Origin of the sequence: Pseudomonas sp. CCOS 191, assembly GCF_001007005.1 — a bacterium.
GTDB classification, from domain to species: Bacteria; Pseudomonadota; Gammaproteobacteria; order Pseudomonadales; family Pseudomonadaceae; genus Aquipseudomonas; species Aquipseudomonas soli.
This window is the reverse complement of sequence record NZ_LN847264.1, coordinates 4,711,584-4,734,599: the sequence shown is the minus strand read 5'-3', so window position 1 is coordinate 4,734,599 and position 23,016 is coordinate 4,711,584. Positions and strand designations below refer to the sequence as shown.

Here is a 23,016-nt window from a genome sequence, read left to right as displayed (position 1 = left end):
GGTCATTTGCCTGCGCCGGCGACGCTTTCTCCACCGCGGGTAAGGTAATAGGCACCGAGTATCGGCAGCATGGTCACCAGCATCACCAGCATGGCGACCACGTTGGTCACCGGCACGTCACGCGGGCGGCTGAGCTGGTTCAGCAGCCAGATCGGCAGGGTGCGCTGGTTGCCGGCGGTGAATGTGGTGACGATGATTTCGTCGAAGGACAGGGCGAACGCCAGCATGCCGCCGGCCAGCAGCGCCGAGCCCAGGTTGGGCAGGATGATGTAGCGGAACGTCTGCCAGCCATCGGCGCCCAGGTCCATGGACGCCTCGATCAGGCTCGCCGAGGTGCGTCGCAGACGGGCGATGACGTTGTTGTAGACGATCACCACGCAGAAGGTCGCATGCCCGACGACGATGCTGAACAACCCCGGCTCCACACCCAGGCGCTTGAACGCCGAGAGCAAGGCGATGCCGGTGATGATGCCGGGCAGGGCGATGGGCAGGATCAGCATCAGCGAGATGGCGTCCTTGCCGAAGAAGCTGCGCCGGTACAGCGCCGCCGCGGCCAGGGTACCAAGCACCAGGGCGATCAGGGTGGCCAGGCAGGCCACCTGCAGTGACAGCTTGATCGCCTCGAGCACGTCGGGGCGGGCGAGGGTCACGCCGAACCATTTCAGGGTGAAGCCCCTGGGCGGGAAGCTGAACGCCGCGTCCTCGGTATTGAAGGCGTAGAGCAGGATGATCAGGATCGGGAAGTGCAGGAACAGCAACCCGCCCCATGCCGCCAGGCGCAGCCCGGTCGAGGCTTTTTCAGAGTGCATCGAAGGCCCCCAGGCGTTTGACGATGGACAGGTAAACGGCGATCAGCATGATCGGCACCAGGGTGAAGGCCGCCGCCATGGGCATGTTGCCGATGGCGCCTTGCTGGGCGTAGACCATGCTGCCGATGAAGTAGCCGGGCGGGCCGACCAGTTGCGGCACGATGAAGTCGCCCAGGGTGAGCGAGAAGGTGAAGATCGAGCCGGCGGCGATGCCGGGGATCGACAGCGGCAGTATCACCTGAAGCAAGGTCTGCCCCGGCGTGGCGCCCAGGTCCGCCGAGGCCTGCAGCAGCGATGGCGGCAGGCGCTCCAGCGCGGCCTGGATCGGCAGGATCATGAACGGCAGCCAGATGTACACGAACACCAGGAAGCGGCCCAGGTGCGAAGTCGACAGGGTGCTGCCGCCGACCCCCGGGATTTGCAGCACCACCTGCAGCAGGGCCTCCAGGTGCAACTGCTGGATGAACCACTGGGCGACGCCGCCCTTGGCCAGCAGCAGGGTCCAGGCGTAGGTCTTGACGATGTAGCTGGCCCACATCGGCATCATCACGGCGATATAGAAAAATGCCTTGGTGCGCCCGCTGGTGTAGCGTGCCATGTAGTAGGCGATGGGAAATGCCAGCACGGCACTGGCCAGCGACACCGCGAGAGCCATGCACAAGGTGCGCAGGATGATGTCGAAGTTGGCCGGGTTGAACAGCGCCGCGAAATTGCCCAGGGTCAGCTCGGGCGTCACCGCCATGGTGAAGTCGTCGAAGGTGTAGAAGCCCTGCCATAACAGGTTGAGCAAAGAGCCCAGGTAGATTGCGCCGAACCACAGCAGCGGCGGGATCAGCAGCATCAGCAGGTACAGGTTGGGGCGCCGGTACAACAGGTCGCTGATGCGCCGCAGCGCCGAACTGCCGGCCGTGCGCTTCACGGCAAGGCTCATGGCTGGGTTTCCCGCAGCACCGTCATCGCCTCACGTGGCCAACTGGCTTGTACGCGCTGGCCGGTCTGCCAGGGCTGCGCCTGTGCCTGCCAGCGGTCGTTGGCCTGGGTCACCGCGAGCAGTTGGCCGTTGTCCAGCTGTACCTCCAGGCGCGTGGCGCTGCCCTGGTACTGGATGTCGTGCAGCACGCCGCCGACCTGCACCTCGCCGCTGGCGGGCTGGCCGTCCAGGCGGATGTGCTCGGGGCGAATGGAGAACGGGGCTGCGCTGCCGCTGAGCTGTTGCGCCAGTTCGCCACGCACCACGTTGGAGGTGCCGACGAACTCGGCGACGAAGGTGGTTGCCGGCTGCATGTACAGGTTGCGGGGTGAGTCGACCTGCTCGATGCGCCCACGGTTGAACACCGCCACCCGGTCGGACATCGACAGCGCCTCGGTCTGGTCGTGGGTGACGAAGATGAAGGTGATGCCCAGTTGGCGTTGCAGCTTTTTCAGCTCGCCCTGCATCTGCTCGCGCAGCTTGAGGTCCAGGGCTCCCAGGGGCTCGTCGAGCAGCAGCACCCGCGGCCGGTTGACCAGGGCGCGGGCCAGGGCCACGCGCTGGCGCTGACCGCCGGACAATTGCGCCGGCTTGCGTTCGCCATAGCCGTCAAGCGCGACCATGGCCAGGGCCTCGGCGGCGCGGGCATGGCGTTCGGCCTTGGCCACGCCTTTGACTTTCAGGCCATAGGCGACGTTGTCGCGCACGTTCATGTGCGGGAACAGCGCGTAGTCCTGGAACACCGTGTTGACGTCGCGCTGGTACGGCGGCAGGCCGGCCGCCTCGCTGCCGTGAATACGGATCGAGCCGCTGCTGGGTTGCTCGAAGCCGGCGATCAGGCGCAGGCAGGTAGTCTTGCCCGAGCCAGAGGGGCCGAGCATGGAGAAAAACTCGCCATCCTCGATGTCGATGCTGATCTGGTCGACGGCCTTGACCTCGCCGAAGGTACGGGAAACCTGGGTGAACTGGACTGCTGGGGGCATACCGGGGCTCCACTTGGGTTACTGCTGATCGCGGGCAAGTCGCACCGGTGCGACTTGCCCGCGATGGCTCTTACCGCCCGCCCATGATCGCGATGTAGTCCTGGGTCCAGCGGCTGTACGGCACGAACTTGCCGCCCTCGGCCTGCGGGGTCTTCCAGAAGGCGATCTTGTCGAAGTTGTCGAAGCCGTTGGTCTTGCAGCCCTCGTCACCCAGCAGCGCGTTGCCGGTGCAGGCCGCGGGCACCGCCGGCAACGAGCCGAACCAGGCCGCCACATCGCCTTGCACCTTGGGTTGCAGCGACCAGTCCATCCACTTGTAGGCGCAATTGGGGTGCTTGGCCTCGCTGTGCAGCATGGTGGTGTCGGCCCAGCCGGTGGCGCCTTCCTTCGGTACCACCGAGGCCACCGGCTGCTTGTCGGCCTTCAGGCCGTTGACCATGTAGCCCCAGGAGCTGGTGGCCACCACGCCTTCGTTCTTCACGTCGCTCATCTGTACGGTCGCGTCGTGCCAGTAGCGGTGGATCAACGGCTGTTGCTGGCGCAGGAGGTCGAGCACCGCCTTGTACTGCGCCTCGTTCAGTTCATAAGGGTTCTGGATGCCCAGTTCGGGCTTGGCGGCCTTGAGGTAGAGCGCCGCGTCGGCGATGTAGATCGGCCCATCGTACGCCTGCACGCGGCCCTTGTTAGGCTTGCCGTCCGGCAGGTCCTGCGGCTCGAACACCACGCTCCAGCTGCTCGGCGGCTGCTTGAACACGTCGGTGTTGTACAGCAGCACGTTCGGCCCCCACTGGTAGGGTGTGCCGTAGACCTGGTCCTTGACCACGTACCAGGCGCCGTTGCGCAGGCGCGGGTCGAGGTTTTTCCAGTTGGGGATCAACGCGGTGTTGATCGGCTGCACACGCTTGCCGGCGATCAGCCGCAGCGAGGCATCACCCGAGGCCGTTACCAGGTCATAGCCACCCTTGGTCATCAGGCTGACCATTTCGTCGGAGGTGGCGGCCGTCTTGACGCTGACCTTGCAGCCAGTCTCATTCTCGAAGCCGGTGACCCAGTCATAGGCCTTGTCGCTTTCACCGCGTTCGATATAGCCGGGCCAGGCGACGATATCCAGCTGGCCTTCACCGGCACCGAGCTGCTGGGGCAGCCCGGCGGCCTGGGCGCCGGCAGTGGCCAGCAGGGCACCGAGCAGAAGGGTCTTGTGCACTGACATGGTGTTCCCTCTTTTTTGGAAGTTGTGGTCGGGGGCAGACGTCAAGCAAAGCAGTGGAGCGCATATGCGCGGCGCAGGGCAGCCATGCGGCGGACTGCCTGGAAGTTTCAGCGACTGAATCGAGTCTAGATCGCTTTTATCGATCGTTGATGCAACATCTGGAAGCATTTGCATGGGTGGCGAAACCCGTGCGCCGTCCTACTCTGGTGGCCTCTTTTTCGTACCCATGGAGGCACGTCAGATGAACACCCGTGGTCTGCTCGATCAACTGCTCAAGTCCGGCCAGGAACTGCTCGGCAACCAGGCTGGCAAAGGCGCGGGGCCCAAGCCCGGAGGCAGTGGCGGCCTCGGCAGCCTGCTCTCGGGCGCCGGTGGCGGCGCGCTGGCGGCCGGCGCCATGGGCTTGCTGCTGGGTAACAAGAAGGCCCGCAAGTACGGCGGCAAGGCACTCACCTATGGCGGCCTGGCTGCGCTCGGGGTGCTGGCCTACAAGGCCTATGGCAACTGGCAGGCCCGCCAGGGCGCCGGCGATCAGCAGCCGCAGACGCTGGATCGCCTGCCCCCGGCCCAGGTCGAGCAGCACAGCCAGGCCGTGTTGCGGGCGCTGGTGGCGGCAGCCAAGTCCGACGGCCATATCGATGACCGTGAGCGGGCCTTGATCGAAGGCGAGTTCACTCGCCTGGACAGCGACCGCGAGTTGCAGCACTGGCTGCACGCCGAACTGAACAAGCCGCTGGATCCGGCCGAAGTGGCCCGCGCCGCGCAGACGCCGGAAATGGCTGCCGAGATGTACCTGGCCAGCGTGATGATGGTCGACCAGGAGAACTTCATGGAGCGCGCCTACCTCGACGAACTGGCGCGCCAGCTGCGCCTGGACCCTGCCTTGCGCCTGGAGTTGGAGAACCAGGTCAGGCTTGCCGCGGATCAATGAGCCTGCAATTGGCCATATCAATGGGCACGGAGGCCTGAATACAGCAGCATTCAGCCGCAAATACGTAGGAAGCCTGGGCTATACTTCGGCGATTTTTCCCGCTCGTATCGAATTCCTGAGGGCTGAATGTGAAGAACTGGACCTTGCGCCAACGGATCCTGGCAAGTTTCGCCGTGATCATCGCCATCATGCTGCTGATGATCGTGGCCGCCTACTCGCGGCTGGTGGCGATCGAGTCCAGCGAGGAGGCGGTAGGGTCCGACAGCATTCCCGGGCTCTACTACAGCTCGATGATCCGCAGCGCCTGGGTCGACAGCTACGTGACCAGCCAGCAACTGGTCGGCCTGTCGAACCACCGCGAGTTCACCACGACTGATGCCGAACTGTTCAAGAGCTTCGACGACCGGCTCAAGCAGCATATGGCCAGTTACCAGGGCACCATCCGTGATCCGGCCGACCAGGCCGCGTTCGACGATTTCACGCGCCAGGAAGAGGCTTACGTCAAGATCGTCGATCAGGTCCTGGAAACCTATCGCCAGAAGAACTATGCCGAAGCCCAGCGCTTGATCGCCGAGGTGCTGACGCCCGCCTGGAGAGAAGGGCGCCTGCACCTGAACGAAGTGATCGAGCGCAACCGGGAGTCGGCCGACAACGCCACCAATGAAATCGTCAGCGCCGTGGCCACCGCCAAAGGCAGCATGATCGTCTCGCTGCTGCTGGCAATCGTCGCTGCCGGCGTTTGCGGCCTGCTGCTGATGCGTGCGATCACCGCCCCCATGCAACGCATCGTGCACGCCCTCGACGGCCTGCGTTCGGGCGACCTGAGCATGCGCCTGAGCCTGGACCGCAAGGATGAGTTCGGCGCGATCGAGGGCGGCTTCAACGAAATGGCCGAGTCCCTGGCCAACCTGGTGTCGCAGGCCCAGCGTTCGTCGGTGCAGGTGACCACCTCGGTCACCGAGATCGCCGCCACCTCCAAGCAGCAGCAGGCCACCGCCACCGAGACGGCCGCCACCACCACCGAGATCGGCGCCACCTCGCGGGAAATCGCCGCGACCTCGCGTGACCTGGTGCGCACCATGACCGAAGTCACCTCGTCGGCCGACCAGGCCTCGAGCCTTGCCGGTGCTGGCCAGCAGGGCCTGGCGCGCATGGAGGAGACCATGCACCAGGTGATGGGCGCCGCCGACCTGGTCAACGCCAAGCTGGCGATCCTCAACGAGAAGGCCAGCAACATCACGCAGATGGTGGTGACCATCGTCAAGGTCGCCGACCAGACCAACCTGCTGTCGCTCAACGCCGCCATCGAGGCGGAGAAGGCCGGTGAGTACGGTCGCGGTTTCGCCGTGGTCGCCACCGAAGTACGCCGCCTGGCCGACCAGACCGCCGTGGCCACCTACGACATCGAACAGATGGTGCGCGAGATCCAGTCGGCGGTGTCGGCCGGGGTGATGGGCATGGACAAGTTCTCCGAGGAGGTGCGCCGCGGCATGTTCGAGGTGCAGCAGGTGGGCGAGCAGCTCAGCCAGATCATCCATCAGGTGCAGGCGCTGGCGCCGCGGGTGCTGATGGTCAACGAGGGCATGCAGGCCCAGGCCACCGGCGCAGAGCAGATCAACCAGGCACTGGCCCAGCTCAGCGATGCCAGTACCCAGACCGTGGAATCGCTGCGCCAGGCCAGCTTCGCCATCGACGAACTGAGCCAGGTAGCCGCCGGGCTGCGTGGCGGTGTTTCGCGGTTCAAAGTCTGACGACGATGAACGAACCGTCCCCTCGCGAGGATCGCGAATCAGCCGGCAAGGGCGTGCTGTACCTGCAATTTCGCATCGCCGACCAGCGCTTTGCCCTGGACGTGCGCGAAGTGATCGAAGTGCTGCCGTGCCGTACCCTCAAGCCCATCGCCCAGGCGCCGGGCTGGGTGGCCGGCGTGCTCGCCCACCGTGGTGTGCTGGTACCGGTGATCGACCTGTCGGCGCTGAGCTTCGGTGTGCCAGCACAGTCGCGCAGCAGTACGCGGATGGTACTGGTGCACTACCGCGCTGACTCGCGCCGTCCTGACCTGCAGCTGGGGCTTGTCCTGGAGCAGGCCACCGATACGCTGCGCTGTGCCCCCGAGGAATTCCAGCCCTACGGCCTGGACAATGCCGACGCGCGCTACCTCGGGCCGGTGCGCCAGGACGCCCGCGGGTTGTTGCAGCGCATCCAGGTGAACGACCTGTTGTCGGACGCGGTGCGTGAGCTGCTGTACCCCGTCGAGCCCGGGCAGGAGCCAGCATGAGCGAGCAACGTTTCTTCCGTTTCCTGCAGGAACGTATCGGGCTGGACGTGGAGTCGGTCGGCACAGCGATGGTCGAGCGCGCCCTGCGCCAGCGCTGCACGCTCGTGCAGGCTGCGGATCTCGACGACTACTGGCTGCGTTTGCAGCAGTCCAGCGATGAGCAGCAGGCCCTGATCGAAGCGGTCATCGTTCCGGAGACCTGGTTCTTCCGCTACCCCGAATCCTTCACCGCGCTGGCGGGGCTGGCGCACAAGCGTGCGGCAGAACTTGCCGGCGCACGGCCCCTGCGCATCCTCAGCCTGCCGTGCTCGACGGGTGAGGAACCCTACTCGATCGCCATGGCCTTGCTCGACGGTGGCCTGAGCCCGGGCGCTTTCCGCGTCGATGGCATTGATATCAGCCCCAGTTCGGTGGCCAAGGGCGAGCAGGCGCTGTACGGCCGCAACTCCTTCCGCGGCAGCGAGCTGGCCTTTCGCGAGCGGCACTTCAGCCCAAGCGGCGATACCCATCGCCTGGATGAGCGGGTGCGTCAGCAAGTCAGCCTGCAGGCGGGCAATGTGCTCGACCCGGCGCTCAAGGCGCGTGAAGGGCTGTACGATTTCGTGTTCTGTCGCAACTTGCTGATCTACTTCGATGTTCCGACCCAGCAGCGGGTGTTCGAGGTACTCAAGCGCCTGATCCACGCCCAGGGCGTGCTGTTCATCGGCCCCGCCGAGGGCAGCCTGCTGGCGCGCCTGGGCATGCGCCCACTGGGGATTGCCCAGTCATTCGCCTACGTGCGCCAGGATGATGCCCCACCGCCTGTTGCCAAGCCGTTGCCGGTTGCGCGCCAGCCGGTCGCTGCGCCGCTGCCGCCACGTGTCGTGGCACTGCCGCCCCGAGTCACCAGGTCCAGCGCCGTGCCAGCGGCGCCGGTACCGGCGCAAGACGAAGCGCAGTTGCTGGCCCTCATTGCCCGGCAGGCCAATGCCGGTGAAAACCAGCAGGCCAGGGCGGACTGCGAACGCTATCTGCGCCAGTTCGCCCCCAAGGCGCAGGTCTATTACTGGCTGGGGTTGCTCAGTGACACCGAAGGCGATGCCGCGCAGGCCATCACCCATTATCGCAAGGCGCTCTACCTCGAGCCGCAGCACCCTGAGGCACTGATGCACCTGGCCATGCTGCTGGCCGCGCAGGGGGACGAGGCCGGTGCCCGGCGCCTGCAGGAGCGTGCCGCCCGGGCCGGCAGGGAGTCTGAACGATGAGCGGCGGATACCATATGCAACTGATCGCCAATGACGACCAGCCCATCGATGATTGCTGGAACCGCATCGGCGTGCATGGCGACAAGCAGTGTCCGTTGCTGGAGCGGCATGTGCACTGCCGCAATTGCGAGGTGTATGCCGACGCGGCCACGCGCCTGCTGGATCGCTATGCGCTGGTCCAGGACGAGCAGGTCGAAACGGCCCTCGTGGAGGAATGCGCGGTCGGCCGTTCGATGCTGCTGTTCCGTCTGGGCGAGGAGTGGCTGGCCCTGGCCACCGCCTGCCTGGCCGAGATCGCCCCGGCGCAGCCGGTGCACTCGTTGCCGCACCAGCGTTCGCGGGTGCTGCAGGGCGTCGCCAATGTGCGCGGTGCGCTGGTGCCTTGCCTGTCGCTCGCCGACCTGCTGGGCGTGCCGACGCAGGCGGGCGCGGAGCGCACCGGGCGGAGCATGCCGCGCATGCTGATCCTGGCGGCCGAGGGCGGGCCGGTGGTGGTGCCGGTGGACGAGATCGACGGCATCCATCGTCTCGACCTTGCGGGCCAGGACAACGGCCGCGATGCGGCGCATTTCACCGCCGCCGTTTTGCAGTGGCGAGGGCGCAGCGTGCGAGTGCTGGATGAACAACACCTGATGTCAGCCGTGAAGCGGAGCCTGTCATGACCCCGGAGCAAATGCGCGATGCGTCGCTGCTCGAGCTGTTCAGCCTGGAGGCCGAGGCCCAGACCCAGGTGCTCAGCGCCGGCCTGATGGCGCTGGAGCGCAACCCTGCGCAACCCGATCAGCTCGAGGCCTGCATGCGTGCGGCGCACTCGCTCAAGGGGGCGGCGCGGATTGTCGGTATCGATGCCGGGGTCAGCGTCGCCCACGTCATGGAAGACTGCCTGGTGGCCGCCCAGGAAGGTCGCCTGCTGCTGCGCCCGGAGCATATCGACGCCTTGTTGCAGGGCACTGACCTGTTGATGCGCATCGCGACCCCTGGAGATCAGGGTGGCGACGCCGCCGTGGCGGTGTTCCTGGCACAGATGACAACACTGCTCGACCCTTCGGCGCCCGTGCCGGTGATCGCGCAGGCTGGCGTTCCAAGCGCACCACCGGCTGCCTTGCCGGCGCGGCCGGAACCCGAGCCAACGCTCCAGGCCCCGCCGGAGCCTGAACCCGAAACTGAGCCCGTGCCAGCCCGCAAGGCCGGCAAGCGCGGTGGCGAGGGGGGAGAGCGGGTATTGCGGGTGACCGCCGACCGTCTGAACAGCCTGCTGGACCTGTCGAGCAAGTCGCTGGTCGAGACCCAGCGGCTGAAACCCTACCTGGCCACCCTGCAGCGCCTGAAGCGCATGCATGGCCAGGGCATGCGCGGCCTCGATGGCCTGAAGGCCCAGCTGGAAGAGAGCGGGCAGGGGCCGGAGGTGCTGGAAGCGCTGGCCCAGACCCAGCAGTTGCTGGCTGAAACCCAGCAGATCCTGTTGCAGCAGGCGGCCGATCTCGACGAATTCGGTTGGCAGGCCAGCCAGCGCGCGCAACTGCTGTACGACACGGCGCTGGCCTGTCGCATGCGTCCGTTCGCCGATGTGCTCACCGGCCAGAGCCGGATGGTCCGCGACCTCGGGCGCTCGCTGGACAAGCCGGTGCGTCTGTTGATCGAAGGCGAGAAGACCCAGGTCGACCGTGACGTGCTGGAAAAGCTCGAGGCACCGCTGACACACCTGCTGCGCAACGCGGTCGATCATGGCATCGAACTGCCCGAGCAGCGCCTGCTGGCCGGCAAACCGAGCGAGGGCACCGTGCGCCTGCGCGCCTCGCACCAGGCCGGGCTGCTGATCCTGGAACTGTCCGACGACGGTGCCGGCATCGATCTGCAGCGCTTGCGCGAGAGTATCGTCGAGCGCGCATTGTCGCCGGCCGAGACGGTGGCGCAGATGAGCGAGGCCGAGCTGCTGACCTTCCTGTTCCTGCCGGGGTTCAGCTTGCGCGACACGGTCACCGAAGTGTCCGGGCGCGGTGTCGGCCTGGATGCGGTGCAGCACATGGTCCGTGAGCTGCGCGGCTCCATCGAGTTGACCCAGGTGGCCGGCCAGGGATGTTGCTTTCATGTGGAAGTGCCGTTGACCTTGTCGGTGGTTCGCAGCCTGGTCGTCGAGGTGGGCGGCGAGGCCTACGCCTTCCCGCTGGCGCATATCGAGCGCACCGTCGATGTGGCGGCCGAGGCCATCGTGCAGATCGAAGGGCGGCAGCACTTCTGGCACGAAGGGCGACACATCGGCCTGGTGGCCGCCAGCCAGCTTCTCAACCGGCCGGCGGCCCAGGGCAACGAACATAGCCTGCGGGTGGTGGTGATTCGCGAGCGTGAGCAGCTCTATGGGGTGGCCGTCGAGCGGCTGATCGGCGAGCGGGTGCTGGTGGTGATGCCGCTGGACCCGCGCCTGGGCAAAGTCCAGGACATCTCCGCCGGGGCCTTGCTCGACGACGGTTCGGTGGTGCTCATCGTCGATGTCGAGGACTTGCTGCGCTCGGTGGACAAGCTGCTCAGCACCGGCCGCCTGGAGCGTATCGAGCGCGGTGGGCGCGGCGCCAAGGGGGCGGTGCGCAAGCGCATCCTGGTGGTCGACGACTCGCTCACCGTGCGCGAGCTGCAACGCAAGCTGCTGGGCCACCGCGGCTACGAAGTGGCGGTGGCCGTGGACGGCATGGACGGCTGGAACGCGCTGCGCAGCGATGATTTCGACCTGTTGATCACCGACATCGACATGCCGCGCATGGACGGGATCGAGCTGGTCACCCTGGTGCGGCGCGACAACCGCTTGCAATCGCTGCCGGTGATGGTGGTGTCCTACAAGGATCGCGAAGAAGACCGGCGTCGTGGACTGGATGCCGGTGCCGACTATTATTTGGCCAAGGCCAGCTTCCATGACGATGCGTTGCTGGATGCGGTCGAGGAGCTGATCGGAGGTGCCCAGGGATGAGAATCGCCATTGTCAACGACATGCCCATGGCCGTCGAGGCCCTGCGCCGGGCGTTGGCATTCGAGCCCGCGCACCAGGTGATCTGGGTCGCCGGCAACGGCGCCGAGGCGGTGCGCCTGTGCGCCGAGCAGACGCCGGATCTGATCCTCATGGACCTGATCATGCCGGTCATGGACGGCGTGGAGGCGACCCGGCGCATCATGGCCGAAACCCCCTGCGCCATCGTCATCGTCACCGTGGATCGCAAGCAGAACGTGCACCGGGTGTTCGAGGCCATGGGCCATGGCGCGCTGGATGTGGTCGACACCCCGGCATTGGGCGCGGGCGATGCACGCGAGGCGGCCGCGCCACTGCTGCGCAAGATCCTCAACATCGGCTGGCTGATCGGCCAGCAGCGGCCCAGCGCGCCTCGGGCGGTTAGCGTGCCGCTGCGCGAGGCCTCGCAGCGCCGCGCACTGGTGGCCATCGGCTCGTCCGCGGGCGGGCCGGCCGCCCTGGAAGTACTGCTCAAGGGGCTGCCGCGCAGTTTTCCGGCGGCCATCGTGCTGGTCCAGCATGTTGACCAGGTATTCGCCGCTGGCATGGCCGAGTGGCTCAGCAGCGCCTCCGGCCTGCCGGTGCGCCTGGCCCGCGAGGGTGAGCCGCCGCAGCCGGGGCAGGTGCTGCTGGCCGGCACCAACCACCATATCCGCCTCCTTAAGAATGGCGAGCTGGCCTACACTGCCGAGCCCGTCAACGAAATCTACCGGCCCTCGATCGATGTGTTCTTCGAGAGCGTGGCGCGTTGCTGGTCCGGCGATGCGGTGGGCGTGTTGCTCACCGGCATGGGGCGTGACGGCGCCCAAGGCCTGAAACTGATGCGCCAGCAGGGCTTCCTGACCATCGCCCAGGACCAGCAGAGCAGTGCGGTGTACGGCATGCCCAAGGCCGCCGCGGCGATCGACGCTGCGGTGGAAATACGTCCGCTGGAGCGAATCGCCGGACGACTGATGGAAATCTTTCCGAAATGACGATATGTATTGAGTCGCGCCGCGTGGCCGGCAGTGGACGGGTGATTACGCATGAATGATCTACCGATCGAAGGTTTCACGACCATCAACGAAAGTGCGGCGATGGTCCTGCTGGTCGACGATCAGGCCATGATCGGCGAAGCGGTGCGCCGTGGCCTCGCCCACGAAGAGAACATCGACTTCCACTTCTGCGCCGATCCGCACCAGGCGGTGGCCCAGGCCATGCGCATCAAGCCCACGGTGATCCTCCAGGACCTGATCATGCCGGGCCTCGATGGCCTGACCCTGGTACGCGAATACCGCAACAACCCGGCCACCCAGGACATTCCGATCATCGTCCTGTCGACCAAGGAGGATCCGCTGGTCAAGAGCGCCGCCTTCGCCGCCGGGGCCAACGACTACCTGGTCAAGTTGCCGGACACCATCGAGCTGGTGGCGCGTATCCGCTATCACTCGCGCTCCTACCTCACCCTGTTGCAGCGCGACGAGGCCTACCGTGCGCTGCGCGTGAGCCAGCAGCAGTTGCTCGACACCAACCTGATGCTGCAGCGGCTGATGAACTCGGACGGCCTGACCGGGTTGTCCAACCGCCGTCACTTCGACGAATACCTGGAACTGGAATGGCGCCGGGCGATTCGCGAGCAGCAGCAGTTGTCGCTGTTGATGATCGATGTCGACTATTTCAAGGCGTTCAACGACAGTTTCGGCCACCTGGCCGGCGACGAGGCCCTGCGCCAGGTGGCCGAGGCCATCCGTGGCTGCTGCTCGCGCCCCACCGACCTGCCGGCGCGTTATGGCGGCGAGGAGTTCGCCCTGGTGCTGCCCAACACCTCGCCCGGCGGCGCGCGCCTGGTGGCCGAAAAGCTGCGCCAGACCATCATGGGCCTGAAGATCGCCCATACCGTGCCCGAGGCGGCGTCGCACCTGACCGTGAGCATTGGCCTGGCGACCCTGACCCCGAGTGTCGGCAGCCATTGCCGACAGCTGATCTCGGCGGCGGACAAGGGGCTGTACCTGGCCAAGAACAGTGGGCGCAATCAGGTCGGGATCGCCTGAGTCAGTTCCTGAAAGGGCAACGGTGTTTTCTGTGGGAGCCGGCTTGCCGGCGAGAGGCCGCGACAGCATTTGCAAGACTGGAGCCTCACCTGCAAAAGCGTGCTACGACTCATGAAACAGCATTAATACTGGCCAAAGGCTGCCTGTGCGACCATGAACAACCTTTCACCCAGGAACTTCCAGCCCCCAACCCGCTCTTATGCCGGTAGCCATTGGTCGCGGCCGCCTGCTAAGCTCGCGGCTTTACCCTGATTGCCCTCATGGCGCATGAACAAGGAAATTACATGAAACAGCATCGTTTGGCGGCCGCGGTTGCCCTGGTAGGCCTGGTCCTCGCCGGTTGCGACGCCCAGACCAGCAGCGTCGAGCTGAAGACCCCAGCACAGAAGGCCTCCTACGGTATCGGCCTGAACATGGGCAAGAGCCTGGCCCAGGAAGGCATGGACGACCTCGACTCGAAAGCCGTCGCCCAGGGCATCGAGGACGCTGTTGGCAAGAAGGAACAGCGCATCAAGGACGAAGAGCTGGTCGAAGCCTTCACCGCCTTGCAGAAGCGCGCCGAAGAGCGCCTGACCAAGGCCAGCGAGGAAGCAGCCGCCGCCGGCAAGAAGTTCCTCGAGGAAAACGGCAAGAAACCTGGCGTGATCACCACCGCCTCGGGCCTGCAGTATGAAGTGGTGAAGAAGGCCGATGGCCCGCAACCCAAGCCGACCGACGTCGTCACCGTCCACTACGAGGGCAAGCTGACCGACGGCAAGGTATTCGACAGCTCCGTCGAGCGCGGCAGCCCCATCGACCTGCCGGTCAGCGGCGTGATCCCGGGTTGGGTCGAAGGCCTGCAACTGATGCATGTCGGCGAGAAGTACAAGCTGTACATCCCGGCTGAACTGGCCTACGGCGCCCAGAGCCCGAGCCCGCTGATTCCGGCCAACTCGGTCCTGGTGTTCGACCTGGAACTGCTGGCCATCAAAGACCCGGCCAAGGCTGGCGAAGCACCGGCCAAGTAATAGCCGTCGTGTTGCATGAAGACGCCCCGTTTCGACGGGGCGTCGTCGTTTTCAGCAGTGCTTGACGCGAACCGTTGGCGTCATTCACTGTCGCAAGCAGTGCCCGGCCTAAATACAGGTACCTTTGTCGCAAAACGTTTGCGCGGTTGAAAACGGTTGTGTAAAAAACGCCCGATTCGTACCCGGCCCTTGCCCGGTGGGCACCACGCGGCGTCAATGCCGCCCTGTTCACAAGGTTATCCACAATAAATGTGGATAACCTCCGGCTCCCCTGGAGGCCCCATGAGCGCACCCTGGAATTTCGCCCGCTTCCTGCCCCTTGCCGAGCGCTTGCTCAGCCGCGGCCGGCTGCCGGCATTGCTGTTCGCAGTGGCCCGCAAAGGGCCGAAGCTGGGCCAGCTGCGCGAGGACCTGCGCCTGATGCAGGCGCTTTGCCTGGCCTGGTGGCGTGGCGAGTACCGCGCTGTCAGCCCCAAGGCACTGGTGACCATCGTCGCCGGGCTGCTCTATTTCGTCAGCCCACTGGATGCCATCCCCGACTGGCTGCTGGGTGTCGGCCTGCTCGATGACATCGCCGTGCTGGGCTGGGTGCTCAAGACCGTGGCTGATGAGCTGGGCCGCTTCAAGGCCTGGCGCGACAGCCAGGCGCCGGAGCGGCTGCGCGTGGTCGAACGGCTGCCGGAGACCCCCGAAGCGCTGCGCCTGGAAAGGCCCGGTAGCTGATTCCGCACAGACCCCCGAGGTTGGTAATATAATTGGCATAAGGGTTATGCCTACGGATTACATGCCGTAATCCAACGTCAAGGGGGTTGTATGGGTATTCAGGTCATCAGCCGGGACGGTCAGCCCGAGTACGCAGTGGTTCCCTGGGAGCAGTATCAGGCGTTGCTCGCGGCCGCAGGCCAGGCACCGGCCAGCGCACCCGTCACCGACAGCAATGTTGCCAGTACTCAACCAAGCGCCAGCCTGTCCTCACTGGATGAGCTGGCGTCCTTGCGTCAGGCCAAGGGGCTGGCGCCGGAGCAGCTGGCCCGCAGTGTCGGCATCAGCCCGGCATACCTGGCCATGATCGAGTCCGGCGAGCGCCGCCCCGACGCGGCCATTCTGCGCAGCCTGGCGTGGCACCTGGACGTGGCCGGCTGGAGCGAGCCGTCATGAGTCAGGTCAGGATCAGCCGTCAGCAATGGCAGGGCCTGCTGAGCGAGCTCGACCTGGCCCGCCGGCAACGCCATCTGCTGACCTACCGGGCACTGCTCGAGCGTTTGCAATTGCCCAGCCCGGCCATGCAGACCTTGACCGCGGCCCTTGAGTACCTGGCGGTGCTCGACGCCCGCGCCGAGCAGCCGCTGCGCAGTTCGCTGGTGATCAGCCAAGGCGCCAGCCGCCTGCCACGCACCGGGTTTTTCGAGTGTGTCGAGCGCCTGGGACGGTTTTCCGGGCCGGTGGACGGCATGGAGGCGGCGTCCTGGCATGCCTCGGAAGTGGTGCGGGTGTTCGAGTACCGTTACCCGGAAGAGGCCTGAAACCGGGGGAGGGTCTACCTGACGCGGTGGCGGTTGCTGGAGCCTGCCAGGGTTTATTCCAGTACCGTTGTATCGATCAGGCTCAGGCTCGCCCCGTCGGTTTCCTTGGCCTTTCTTTTCGCCTGTGAGGCGAGCTCGGCCAACTGGCCGGCATCCAGCCCTGCGCAGCTTCCAGGCGCGAGCCAGACCACCCCGATCGACAGCGAAAGCAGTTCGAAGGTTTCCCGTTGACCCTGACGGTTATGGGCAATAAAGCAGCCGGCCTCCAGGTGTTCACCGCGATAGAAGCGTCGACATTGCCGGACGAAGGCCTCCAGCAGCAGTTCAAGCCGCGCTCGCCAGTCTGCCGATCCCAGTACCAGCATGAAATCATCCCCTCCGATATGGCCGACGAAATCCCTGCTGGGGTCGACGCAGTCGCTCAGGCACTGCGCCAGGCACAACAGCACTTCGTCGCCACGGGCATAGCCATAGATATCGTTGAAGGGTTTGAAGTTGTCGATGTCCACGTAGCATATGGCGGCCTCGCGCCGTTGCAGCAGCAGGCGCGCCAGGCACTGCTGGATCGGTACGTTGCCGGGCAGCAGGGTGAGTGGGTTGGCGTGCCTGGCCTGCTGGATCTTCTGTTCGGTGATCAGCTTGAGTACGTCGATCACTCGCCCCAGGCCCAGGTAACGTCCACTCTGGGTGATGATGAAATCTTCCTCGATACGCTGGCGGGCGCGGCTGGTAAGCAGCCGGCTGACCTGCTGCAGCGACTGGCTGCGCTCGACGGCGAGAAAGTCCTGGCTCATCAACCGGCTGATTGGCTTGCGGGCGAACAGGTCGGTACCAAAAGGCTTGAGCAGGGCGTCGGCAAGTGAATGGCGGTGGACGATGCCACAGGGTTTGCCACGCTCATCCAGCACCGCGAGCGAATTGAGGTTGGCCTGGCGGTGGAACGCCTCGAGCACCTGCTGGATGGGGGTATCGCGCGTGACCGAGGGTTGCAGGATGAGCAGGGCGCTGAGATCGCTGCTGTCCTCGTCCAGCGCCACGGCTGTATCCGGCGCCGGGGGCAGCAGGCCGAGGCTGTCGCCTGGGGGGAACTCCTGGGGGCGCCCGAGCAGGTAGCCCTGGACCAGATCCACGCCCATGTCGCCCAGTATGGCCAGTTCCTCGGCCAGTTCGATACCTTCGGCGATCACCTGGGCGCGCGAAGCGCGTGCGATCTGCAGGATCGATCCGACGAACTCACGCTTGAGTGGGTCCAGGTGGATACCATCGATGAAATGGCGGTCGATCTTCACATAGTCCGGGCGCAGTTCCGACCACAGGCGCAGGCTCGAGTAACCGGCACCCAGGTCATCCAGGGCGATGGAAAAACCCATGTCGCGGTAGTGGTGCAGGGCGTTGTACAGCAGCTGGAAGTCTTCGGTGGGCGTCTGCTCGGTCAGTTCGATGACCACCCGACTGGGGGCCAGGCCGACCTGTTCGAGCATCTGCAGGGTGCGCCCGGAAGGGTAGTTGGGTTCCACCAGGGACTCGGGCGAGACGTTGAGAAACAGCTGGCCCGCAAGGTTCAGCTCGCTGAAGCGTCGGCAGGCGGTTTCCCGGCACAGCACCTCCAGTTCACCCAGGCGACCGGCCTGGCGGGCGATGGCGAACAGATTCAGGGGCGAGTGCAGAGGGCTGTTGGAGGGGCCGCGACTCAGGGCCTCATAACCGAGGATGCGCCGTTCGGAGAGGCAGACGATGGGTTGGAACAGACAGTGGATGCTGCGTTGAGCCAGGATGGCACTCAATGCGCTGAGCTGTTCGGTGACGGTCATGGACTGCTTCCTGAATTGAAAAGGGCCGGACGCTTGCACGTTCGGCCCTTCCATTTCACGACAGTCCGGTGACTGTTTGATGACAGCTCACATTATTTTGCCATCACTTCAGTGCTTGGCCACCGAAGTGCTGAGGCTCAGGTAGTCGAGCAGGATGCGACCGGTCTCGGACAGGTAGGCATCGTCCTCGGGCTTGGTGTCGTCCGGCTCGGCAGGCAGGGCGTCCTCGTCCTCTTTCTTGAGTTCCTTGAGCGGCTCTTCGCCCTTGGCCTTGCGCCGGATGTTCTCCAGCGCCAGCTGCTTGGCTTCGATCTCGTCGTGGCGGGCGCGACGTTGCTGCTCGTTGAGGCTGACGGTCTTCTCGTTCATCAGCTTCTGGGTCAGTGCCAGGCGGTCGCGGATGTAGACGAACTCGGCATCCTTGTCGCTGCGTGCTTCATGCTGCGCCTTGAGCTGGGCCAGGAACGGCTTGAACGGATCGGAGGCAGGCTTGACCACTGGGCGGATGGTGTCCCACGGCATGGCTTCAGGCAGCGCGCTTTCGCCGATTTCCTTGGTGTCGATGATCGACGGGTAGGCGATGTCCGGCAGCACGCCCTGGTGCTGGGTGCTCTGCCCGGAGACCCGGTAGAACTTGGCCAGCGTCAGTTTGAGTTCGCCATGGTTGAGCGGCTGGATGGTCTGCACGGTGCCTTTGCCGAAGGTCTGGCCACCGATGATCAGCGCACGGTGGTAGTCCTGCATGGCGCCGGCGAAAATCTCTGAGGCGGACGCCGACAGGCGGTTGACCAGCAGTGCCAGCGGGCCTTTGTAGAAGGCGCCGGGGTTCTCGTCCTCGAGCACGTCGACGCGCCCGTCGCTGTTGCGCACCAGCACGGTCGGGCCCTTCTCGATGAACAGGCTGGTCAGCTCGGTGGCTTCCTGCAGCGAGCCGCCACCGTTGTTGCGCAGGTCGATGACCACGCCGTCGACTTTCTCTTTCTGCAGCTCGGTGAGCAGCTTCTTCACATCGCGGGTGGTGCTCTTGTAATCCGGATCACCAGCGCGGTAGGCCTTGAAGTCCAGATAGAAGGCCGGGATCTCGATGATGCCGAGCTTGTAGTCGCGGCCATCCTGCTTGAGCTTGAGCACCGACTTCTTCGCCGCCTGCTCCTCGAGCTTGACCGCTTCGCGGGTGATCGAGACGATCTTGCTGGTCTGGTCGTTCGGCGCGTTGCTGGCCGGGATGACCTCCAGGCGCACCACCGAGCCTTTCGGGCCACGGATCAGCTTGACCACTTCGTCAAGACGCCAGCCGACCACGTCGACCATTTCCTTGTTGCCCTGGGCGACGCCGATGATCTTGTCGGCCGGTGCCACCTGCTTGGTCTTGGCGGCAGGGCCGGCCGGCACCAAGCGTACGATCTTGACCTGGTCGTTGTCGCTCTGCAGCACCGCGCCGATGCCTTCGAGCGACAGGCTCATGTTGATGTCGAAGTTCTCGGCGTTGTCCGGCGACAGGTAGTTGGTATGCGGGTCGTAGGACTGGGCGAAGGTGTTGATGTAGGCCTGGAAGATGTCTTCCGCGCGGGTCTGGTCCAGGCGCGCCAGCTGGTTCTTGTAGCGCTTGGTCAGGGTTTCCTGGATCTGCTTGGGATCCTTGCCGGCGATCTTCTGACGCAGCACTTCGTCCTTGACGCGCTTGCGCCAGAGGTCGTCGAGCTCGGCCTGGTTCTTCATCCACGGAGCGTCTTTGCGGTCGACCAGCAGGTCTTCCTTCACCGTGAAGTCGATCTTGTCGGCACCCTTGGCCAGCTCCGCCAGGGCGAAGTCCAGGCGCGATTTCACGCGGTCAAGGTAGCGCTTGTAGATGGTGAAGCCCGGCTCGAGGTTGCCGCTTTTCAGGAAGTCGTCGAACTGGGTCTTCCATTTGTCGAATTCGGCGATGTCGGCGGCGGTGAAGTAGCTGCGCGAAGGGTCGAGCAGCTTGATGTAGCTGTCATAGATGATGACCGAACGGGCGTCGTCCAGCGGCGGCTTGCTGTAGTGGTGGCGCTTGAGCAGCTCGACGATGTTGAGGCTGGCGACCACTTCGTCGCGGTCCGGCTGCAGGCTGTCCCACTTGTTGGCGGCGGCCGCATTGCCACCGAGCGTGAGGCTGCCCAGGCCGATCATGAGGGCGAGGGCGGTGCTGGGGAGGAAATGCTTCATGCTGATTCGACGTGGAGGCAATTGATCACGCATAGTAGGCCGTCTTATCCGTTCGCCGGTTCCATCGGAGCCGGACGCATACTGCAAAAAGCCTGGGACTTGGCGTGCCCAGGCTCGGTCATATGATTCAACTATGGAGGCACTGTGAAGGCATTGCAAGGCGTTGACGGACATGTGGCGTGGGTCGAGGCCGAGCGCCCGGCCTGCGATGCCGGGCAGGTCCGTATCCGTGTGGCCGCCGCGGGCCTGAACCGCGCCGACCTGCTGCAGCGCGCGGGGCTGTACCCGCCGCCTCCTGGTGCCAGCCCTTATATGGGCCTGGAATGCGCCGGTGTCGTCGAGGAAGTCGGGGCGGGTGCCGATTGGCGTGTGGGCGACCGCGTCTGTGCATTGCTCGCCGGTGGCGGCATGGCCGAGGAGGTTGTGGTCGACGCCCGTCATGTGCTGCCGGTGCCCGAAGGGCTGAGCCTGCACGAGGCCGCTGCGATTCCCGAGGTGTATGCCACGGCCTGGCTGAACATCTTCCAGCTGGGGGCATTGAAGGCTGGCGAGAAGGTACTGGTGCATGCCGGAGCCAGTGGCGTGGGCTCGGCGGCCATCCAGCTGTGCAAGGCATTCGGCAACCCGGTGTGGGTCAGCGTCGGCTCGCCGGAGCGCCTGGCCTACTGTGAGTCGCTGGGAGCCGCAGGTGGCGTGGTGCGCAATGGCAATCTCGATGACCTCGAGCAACTCGGTCCATTCGATGTGATCCTGGACCCGGTAGGCGCCAGCTATGCGCCGCTCAATCTCCAACTGCTGGCCCGTGACGGGCGTTGGGTGATCATTGGCCTGATGGGCGGGCGCAAGGTCGAGCTGGACCTGGCGTTGGTGTTGGGCAAACGCCTGGAAATCACCGGCTCCACGCTGCGCAACCGTGATGACGGGTTCAAGGCCGAATTGTTGTGCGAATTGCGCCAGCAAGTGTGGCCGTTGTTCACCGAGGGGCGACTGTCGCCACAGCTGGTCGATACCTATCCGGTCGAATTTGCCGAAGCTGCGTATGCGGAGCTGGCAAGCAACCAGGTTTCCGGGAAGCTGGTGCTGGTGATCGATCCAGCACTGGTTTGATGGCGGTTCGTGGGCGCGAGCTAGCGCGCTCCCACGCCTGTCCAGGCCTTACTCGTGGTTCGGTGGCACCAGGATCGTGTCCCTGGCCTCAGGCAGCATCCCTGGATAATCCAGGGTGTAATGCAGGCCCCGGCTTTCCTTGCGCTGCATGGCCGAGCGGATCATCAGCTCGGCCACCTGCGCCAGGTTGCGCAGCTCGATCAGGTCGCGACTGACCTTGTAGTTGCTGTAGAACTCGTCGATTTCGTCCAACAGCATGCGCACCCGGTGCTCGGCCCGTTGCAGGCGCTTGCTGGTGCGCACGATGCCGACATAGTCCCACATGAAGCGCCGCAGTTCGTCCCAGTTGTGCGCGATGATCACGTCCTCGTCCGAATCGGTGACCTGGCTGGCGTCCCAGCAGGGCAGGGCGCGGGGCATGGCGACCTGGTCCAGGCGCGCCTCGATGTCGGCGGCGGCGGCGCGGCCGTAGACGAAGCATTCGAGCAGCGAGTTGCTGGCCATGCGGTTGGCGCCATGCAGGCCGGTGAAGCTGGTTTCGCCGATGGCGTACAGGCCGGGCACGTCGCTGTGGCCATGCTCGTCGATCATTACCCCGCCACAGGTGTAGTGGGCCGCAGGCACCACCGGGATCGGCTGGCGGGTGATATCGATGCCGAAGGTCAGGCAGCGCTCGTACACGGTGGGGAAATGGCTCTTGATGAAGTCGGCCGGCTTGTGGCTGATGTCCAGGTAGACGCAGTCGACCCCGAGGCGCTTCATCTCGTGGTCGATGGCGCGGGCGACGATATCCCGTGGCGCCAGCTCTTCACGTGGGTCGAAGCGCGGCATGAAGCGCTCGCCGTTGGGCAGGCGCAGCAGCGCACCCTCGCCGCGCAGGGCCTCGGTGATCAGGAAACTCTTGGCCTGCGGATGGTACAGGCAGGTCGGGTGGAACTGGTTGAACTCAAGGTTGGCTACCCGGCAGCCAGCGCGCCAGGCCATGGCGATGCCGTCGCCGCAAGCACCGTCGGGATTGCTGGTATAGAGGTAGACCTTGGCCGCGCCGCCGGTGGCCAGCACGGTGAAGCGGGCGCCGAAGGTGTCCACCTCACCGGTGTTGCGGTCCAGGACGTAGGCGCCCAGGCAGCGATCTCCGTCCAGGCCCAGGCGCCGCTCGGTGATCAGGTCGACGGCCACGCGCTGTTCCAGCAACTGGATGTTCGGCCGCTTGCGCGCCTGCTCGAGCAAGGTGGTGAAGATCGCGGCGCCGGTGGCGTCGGCGGCATGGATGATGCGCCGGTGGCTATGGCCGCCTTCGCGGGTCAGGTGGAACTCGAAACCGCCGTCGTCGACGCTGTAGTGCTCGTCGCGGGTAAAGGGCACGCCTTGCTCGATCAACCACTGGATGGCTTCGCGGCTGTGCTCGACGGTGAAGCGCACGGCGTCTTCATGGCACAGGCCGCCACCGGCGTTGAGCGTGTCCTCGACATGCGACTGCACGGTATCGGTGTCATCGAGCACCGCGGCGACACCGCCCTGGGCCCAGAAGGTCGAACCGTTGGCCAGGTCACCCTTGCTCAGCACGGCAATGCGCAGGTGGCCGGGAAGGTTCAGTGCCAGGCTGAGACCGGCGGCACCGCTACCGATCACCAGGACATCATGTTGGAATTGTTGGCTCATGTCGGGACACTAGTAATCTTTGGAGGGGGCACGGCACAATAGTCGGGCGCCGATGGCATTGTGAAACTATCGTGAAACCGGGTCGGGGTGCCTTTATAGCAGTCCCGGGCGCCTGATTTCCAATGGCACTTGCGTGAGGGTGGCGATCTTTGTGGGAACTTTCCGACACCCCTGGAAATCCTATACAGGCTGCCCGTACGTCACAGATTGATGCGGCGACGCAAGGCGCCGGCCCTGTTCTGGGCTGGCACCTGCGTAACGAAAAC

Annotated in this window: 20 protein-coding genes; 13 read left to right on the top strand and 7 right to left on the bottom strand. The window is 65.2% G+C overall.

Annotated features, from left to right (window positions below; all coding sequences use genetic code 11):
• Positions 1 to 2 precede the first annotated feature (2 nt).
• The 4 genes from CCOS191_RS21125 to ydcS form a co-directional block, all read right to left on the bottom strand.
• Positions 3 to 809 (bottom strand): ABC transporter permease, encoded by an 807-nt coding sequence (locus tag CCOS191_RS21125; RefSeq protein WP_046856858.1) that lies wholly within the window; start codon positions 807 to 809, stop codon positions 3 to 5.
• On the bottom strand, positions 799 to 1,740 hold the full coding sequence (locus tag CCOS191_RS21120; RefSeq protein ID WP_046856857.1) for an ABC transporter permease: 942 nt from the start codon (positions 1,738 to 1,740) through the stop codon (positions 799 to 801). Before CCOS191_RS21120 ends, CCOS191_RS21125 begins: the two co-directional genes overlap by 11 nt.
• The gene (locus tag CCOS191_RS21115; protein WP_046856856.1) at positions 1,737 to 2,762 is read right to left on the bottom strand and encodes an ABC transporter ATP-binding protein; all 1,026 of its coding nucleotides are present in this window, start codon (positions 2,760 to 2,762) and stop codon (positions 1,737 to 1,739) included. Before CCOS191_RS21115 ends, CCOS191_RS21120 begins: the two co-directional genes overlap by 4 nt.
• A gap of 70 nt (positions 2,763 to 2,832) precedes the next feature.
• Positions 2,833 to 3,972, bottom strand: a complete 1,140-nt coding sequence (gene ydcS / locus CCOS191_RS21110) for a putative ABC transporter substrate-binding protein YdcS (RefSeq protein ID WP_046856855.1) — start codon at positions 3,970 to 3,972, stop codon at positions 2,833 to 2,835.
• Between the two features lie 241 nt (positions 3,973 to 4,213).
• Between ydcS and CCOS191_RS21105 the strand changes: the two genes are divergently transcribed.
• The 12 genes from CCOS191_RS21105 to CCOS191_RS21050 all read left to right on the top strand — a co-directional run bounded on the left by CCOS191_RS21105 (position 4,214) and on the right by CCOS191_RS21050 (position 15,980).
• Entirely contained in the window at positions 4,214 to 4,903 is a 690-nt protein-coding gene (locus CCOS191_RS21105; RefSeq protein WP_046857895.1) for a tellurite resistance TerB family protein, read from the top strand.
• 128 nt (positions 4,904 to 5,031) lie between these two features.
• Complete coding sequence (locus tag CCOS191_RS21100) at positions 5,032 to 6,654, top strand: methyl-accepting chemotaxis protein (protein WP_038705554.1); 1,623 nt, start codon at positions 5,032 to 5,034, stop codon at positions 6,652 to 6,654.
• Between the two features lie 5 nt (positions 6,655 to 6,659).
• A complete protein-coding gene (locus tag CCOS191_RS21095; RefSeq protein WP_046856854.1) occupies positions 6,660 to 7,181 on the top strand; it encodes a chemotaxis protein CheW in 522 nt (173 codons plus the stop codon).
• On the top strand, positions 7,178 to 8,425 hold the full coding sequence (locus tag CCOS191_RS21090) for a CheR family methyltransferase (RefSeq protein WP_046856853.1): 1,248 nt from the start codon (positions 7,178 to 7,180) through the stop codon (positions 8,423 to 8,425). The genes CCOS191_RS21095 and CCOS191_RS21090 overlap by 4 nt, the downstream gene beginning before the upstream one ends.
• Positions 8,422 to 9,087, top strand: coding sequence for a chemotaxis protein CheW (locus CCOS191_RS21085; RefSeq protein WP_046856852.1), 666 nt, complete (start codon positions 8,422 to 8,424; stop codon positions 9,085 to 9,087). Before CCOS191_RS21090 ends, CCOS191_RS21085 begins: the two co-directional genes overlap by 4 nt.
• Positions 9,084 to 11,384, top strand: a complete 2,301-nt coding sequence (locus CCOS191_RS21080) for a hybrid sensor histidine kinase/response regulator (RefSeq protein WP_046856851.1) — start codon at positions 9,084 to 9,086, stop codon at positions 11,382 to 11,384. The genes CCOS191_RS21085 and CCOS191_RS21080 overlap by 4 nt, the downstream gene beginning before the upstream one ends.
• A complete protein-coding gene (locus CCOS191_RS21075) occupies positions 11,381 to 12,394 on the top strand; it encodes a chemotaxis response regulator protein-glutamate methylesterase (RefSeq protein WP_038705558.1) in 1,014 nt (337 codons plus the stop codon). Before CCOS191_RS21080 ends, CCOS191_RS21075 begins: the two co-directional genes overlap by 4 nt.
• Positions 12,395 to 12,445: 51 nt before the next feature.
• Positions 12,446 to 13,450: a response regulator gene (locus CCOS191_RS21070; RefSeq protein ID WP_046856850.1), complete on the top strand. Its 1,005-nt coding sequence runs from the start codon at positions 12,446 to 12,448 to the stop codon at positions 13,448 to 13,450.
• A 284-nt stretch (positions 13,451 to 13,734) separates the two neighbouring features.
• Complete coding sequence (locus tag CCOS191_RS21065) at positions 13,735 to 14,457, top strand: FKBP-type peptidyl-prolyl cis-trans isomerase (protein ID WP_038705560.1); 723 nt, start codon at positions 13,735 to 13,737, stop codon at positions 14,455 to 14,457.
• A 282-nt stretch (positions 14,458 to 14,739) separates the two neighbouring features.
• Positions 14,740 to 15,180, top strand: coding sequence for a YkvA family protein (locus tag CCOS191_RS21060; protein WP_046856849.1), 441 nt, complete (start codon positions 14,740 to 14,742; stop codon positions 15,178 to 15,180).
• Between the two features lie 90 nt (positions 15,181 to 15,270).
• Positions 15,271 to 15,615, top strand: a complete 345-nt coding sequence (locus tag CCOS191_RS21055) for a helix-turn-helix domain-containing protein (RefSeq protein WP_046856848.1) — start codon at positions 15,271 to 15,273, stop codon at positions 15,613 to 15,615.
• Positions 15,612 to 15,980: a hypothetical protein gene (locus CCOS191_RS21050; protein ID WP_023629774.1), complete on the top strand. Its 369-nt coding sequence runs from the start codon at positions 15,612 to 15,614 to the stop codon at positions 15,978 to 15,980. Before CCOS191_RS21055 ends, CCOS191_RS21050 begins: the two co-directional genes overlap by 4 nt.
• 53 nt (positions 15,981 to 16,033) lie before the next feature.
• Here CCOS191_RS21050 and CCOS191_RS21045 read toward each other — a convergent pair whose 3' ends face one another.
• Positions 16,034 to 17,791: a bifunctional diguanylate cyclase/phosphodiesterase gene (locus CCOS191_RS21045; protein ID WP_046856847.1), complete on the bottom strand. Its 1,758-nt coding sequence runs from the start codon at positions 17,789 to 17,791 to the stop codon at positions 16,034 to 16,036.
• Between the two features lie 108 nt (positions 17,792 to 17,899).
• Positions 17,900 to 19,981, bottom strand: a complete 2,082-nt coding sequence (locus CCOS191_RS21040) for a carboxy terminal-processing peptidase (RefSeq protein WP_172670906.1) — start codon at positions 19,979 to 19,981, stop codon at positions 17,900 to 17,902.
• 144 nt (positions 19,982 to 20,125) lie between these two features.
• On the opposite strand from CCOS191_RS21040, the gene CCOS191_RS21035 reads away from it, so the two are divergent.
• Positions 20,126 to 21,088, top strand: coding sequence for an NAD(P)H-quinone oxidoreductase (locus CCOS191_RS21035; RefSeq protein ID WP_046856845.1), 963 nt, complete (start codon positions 20,126 to 20,128; stop codon positions 21,086 to 21,088).
• A gap of 48 nt (positions 21,089 to 21,136) precedes the next feature.
• Here the strand turns inward: CCOS191_RS21035 and nadB are convergent, their stop codons facing one another.
• Entirely contained in the window at positions 21,137 to 22,750 is a 1,614-nt protein-coding gene (gene nadB / locus CCOS191_RS21030; RefSeq protein WP_046856844.1) for an L-aspartate oxidase, read from the bottom strand.
• Positions 22,751 to 23,016 lie beyond the last annotated feature (266 nt).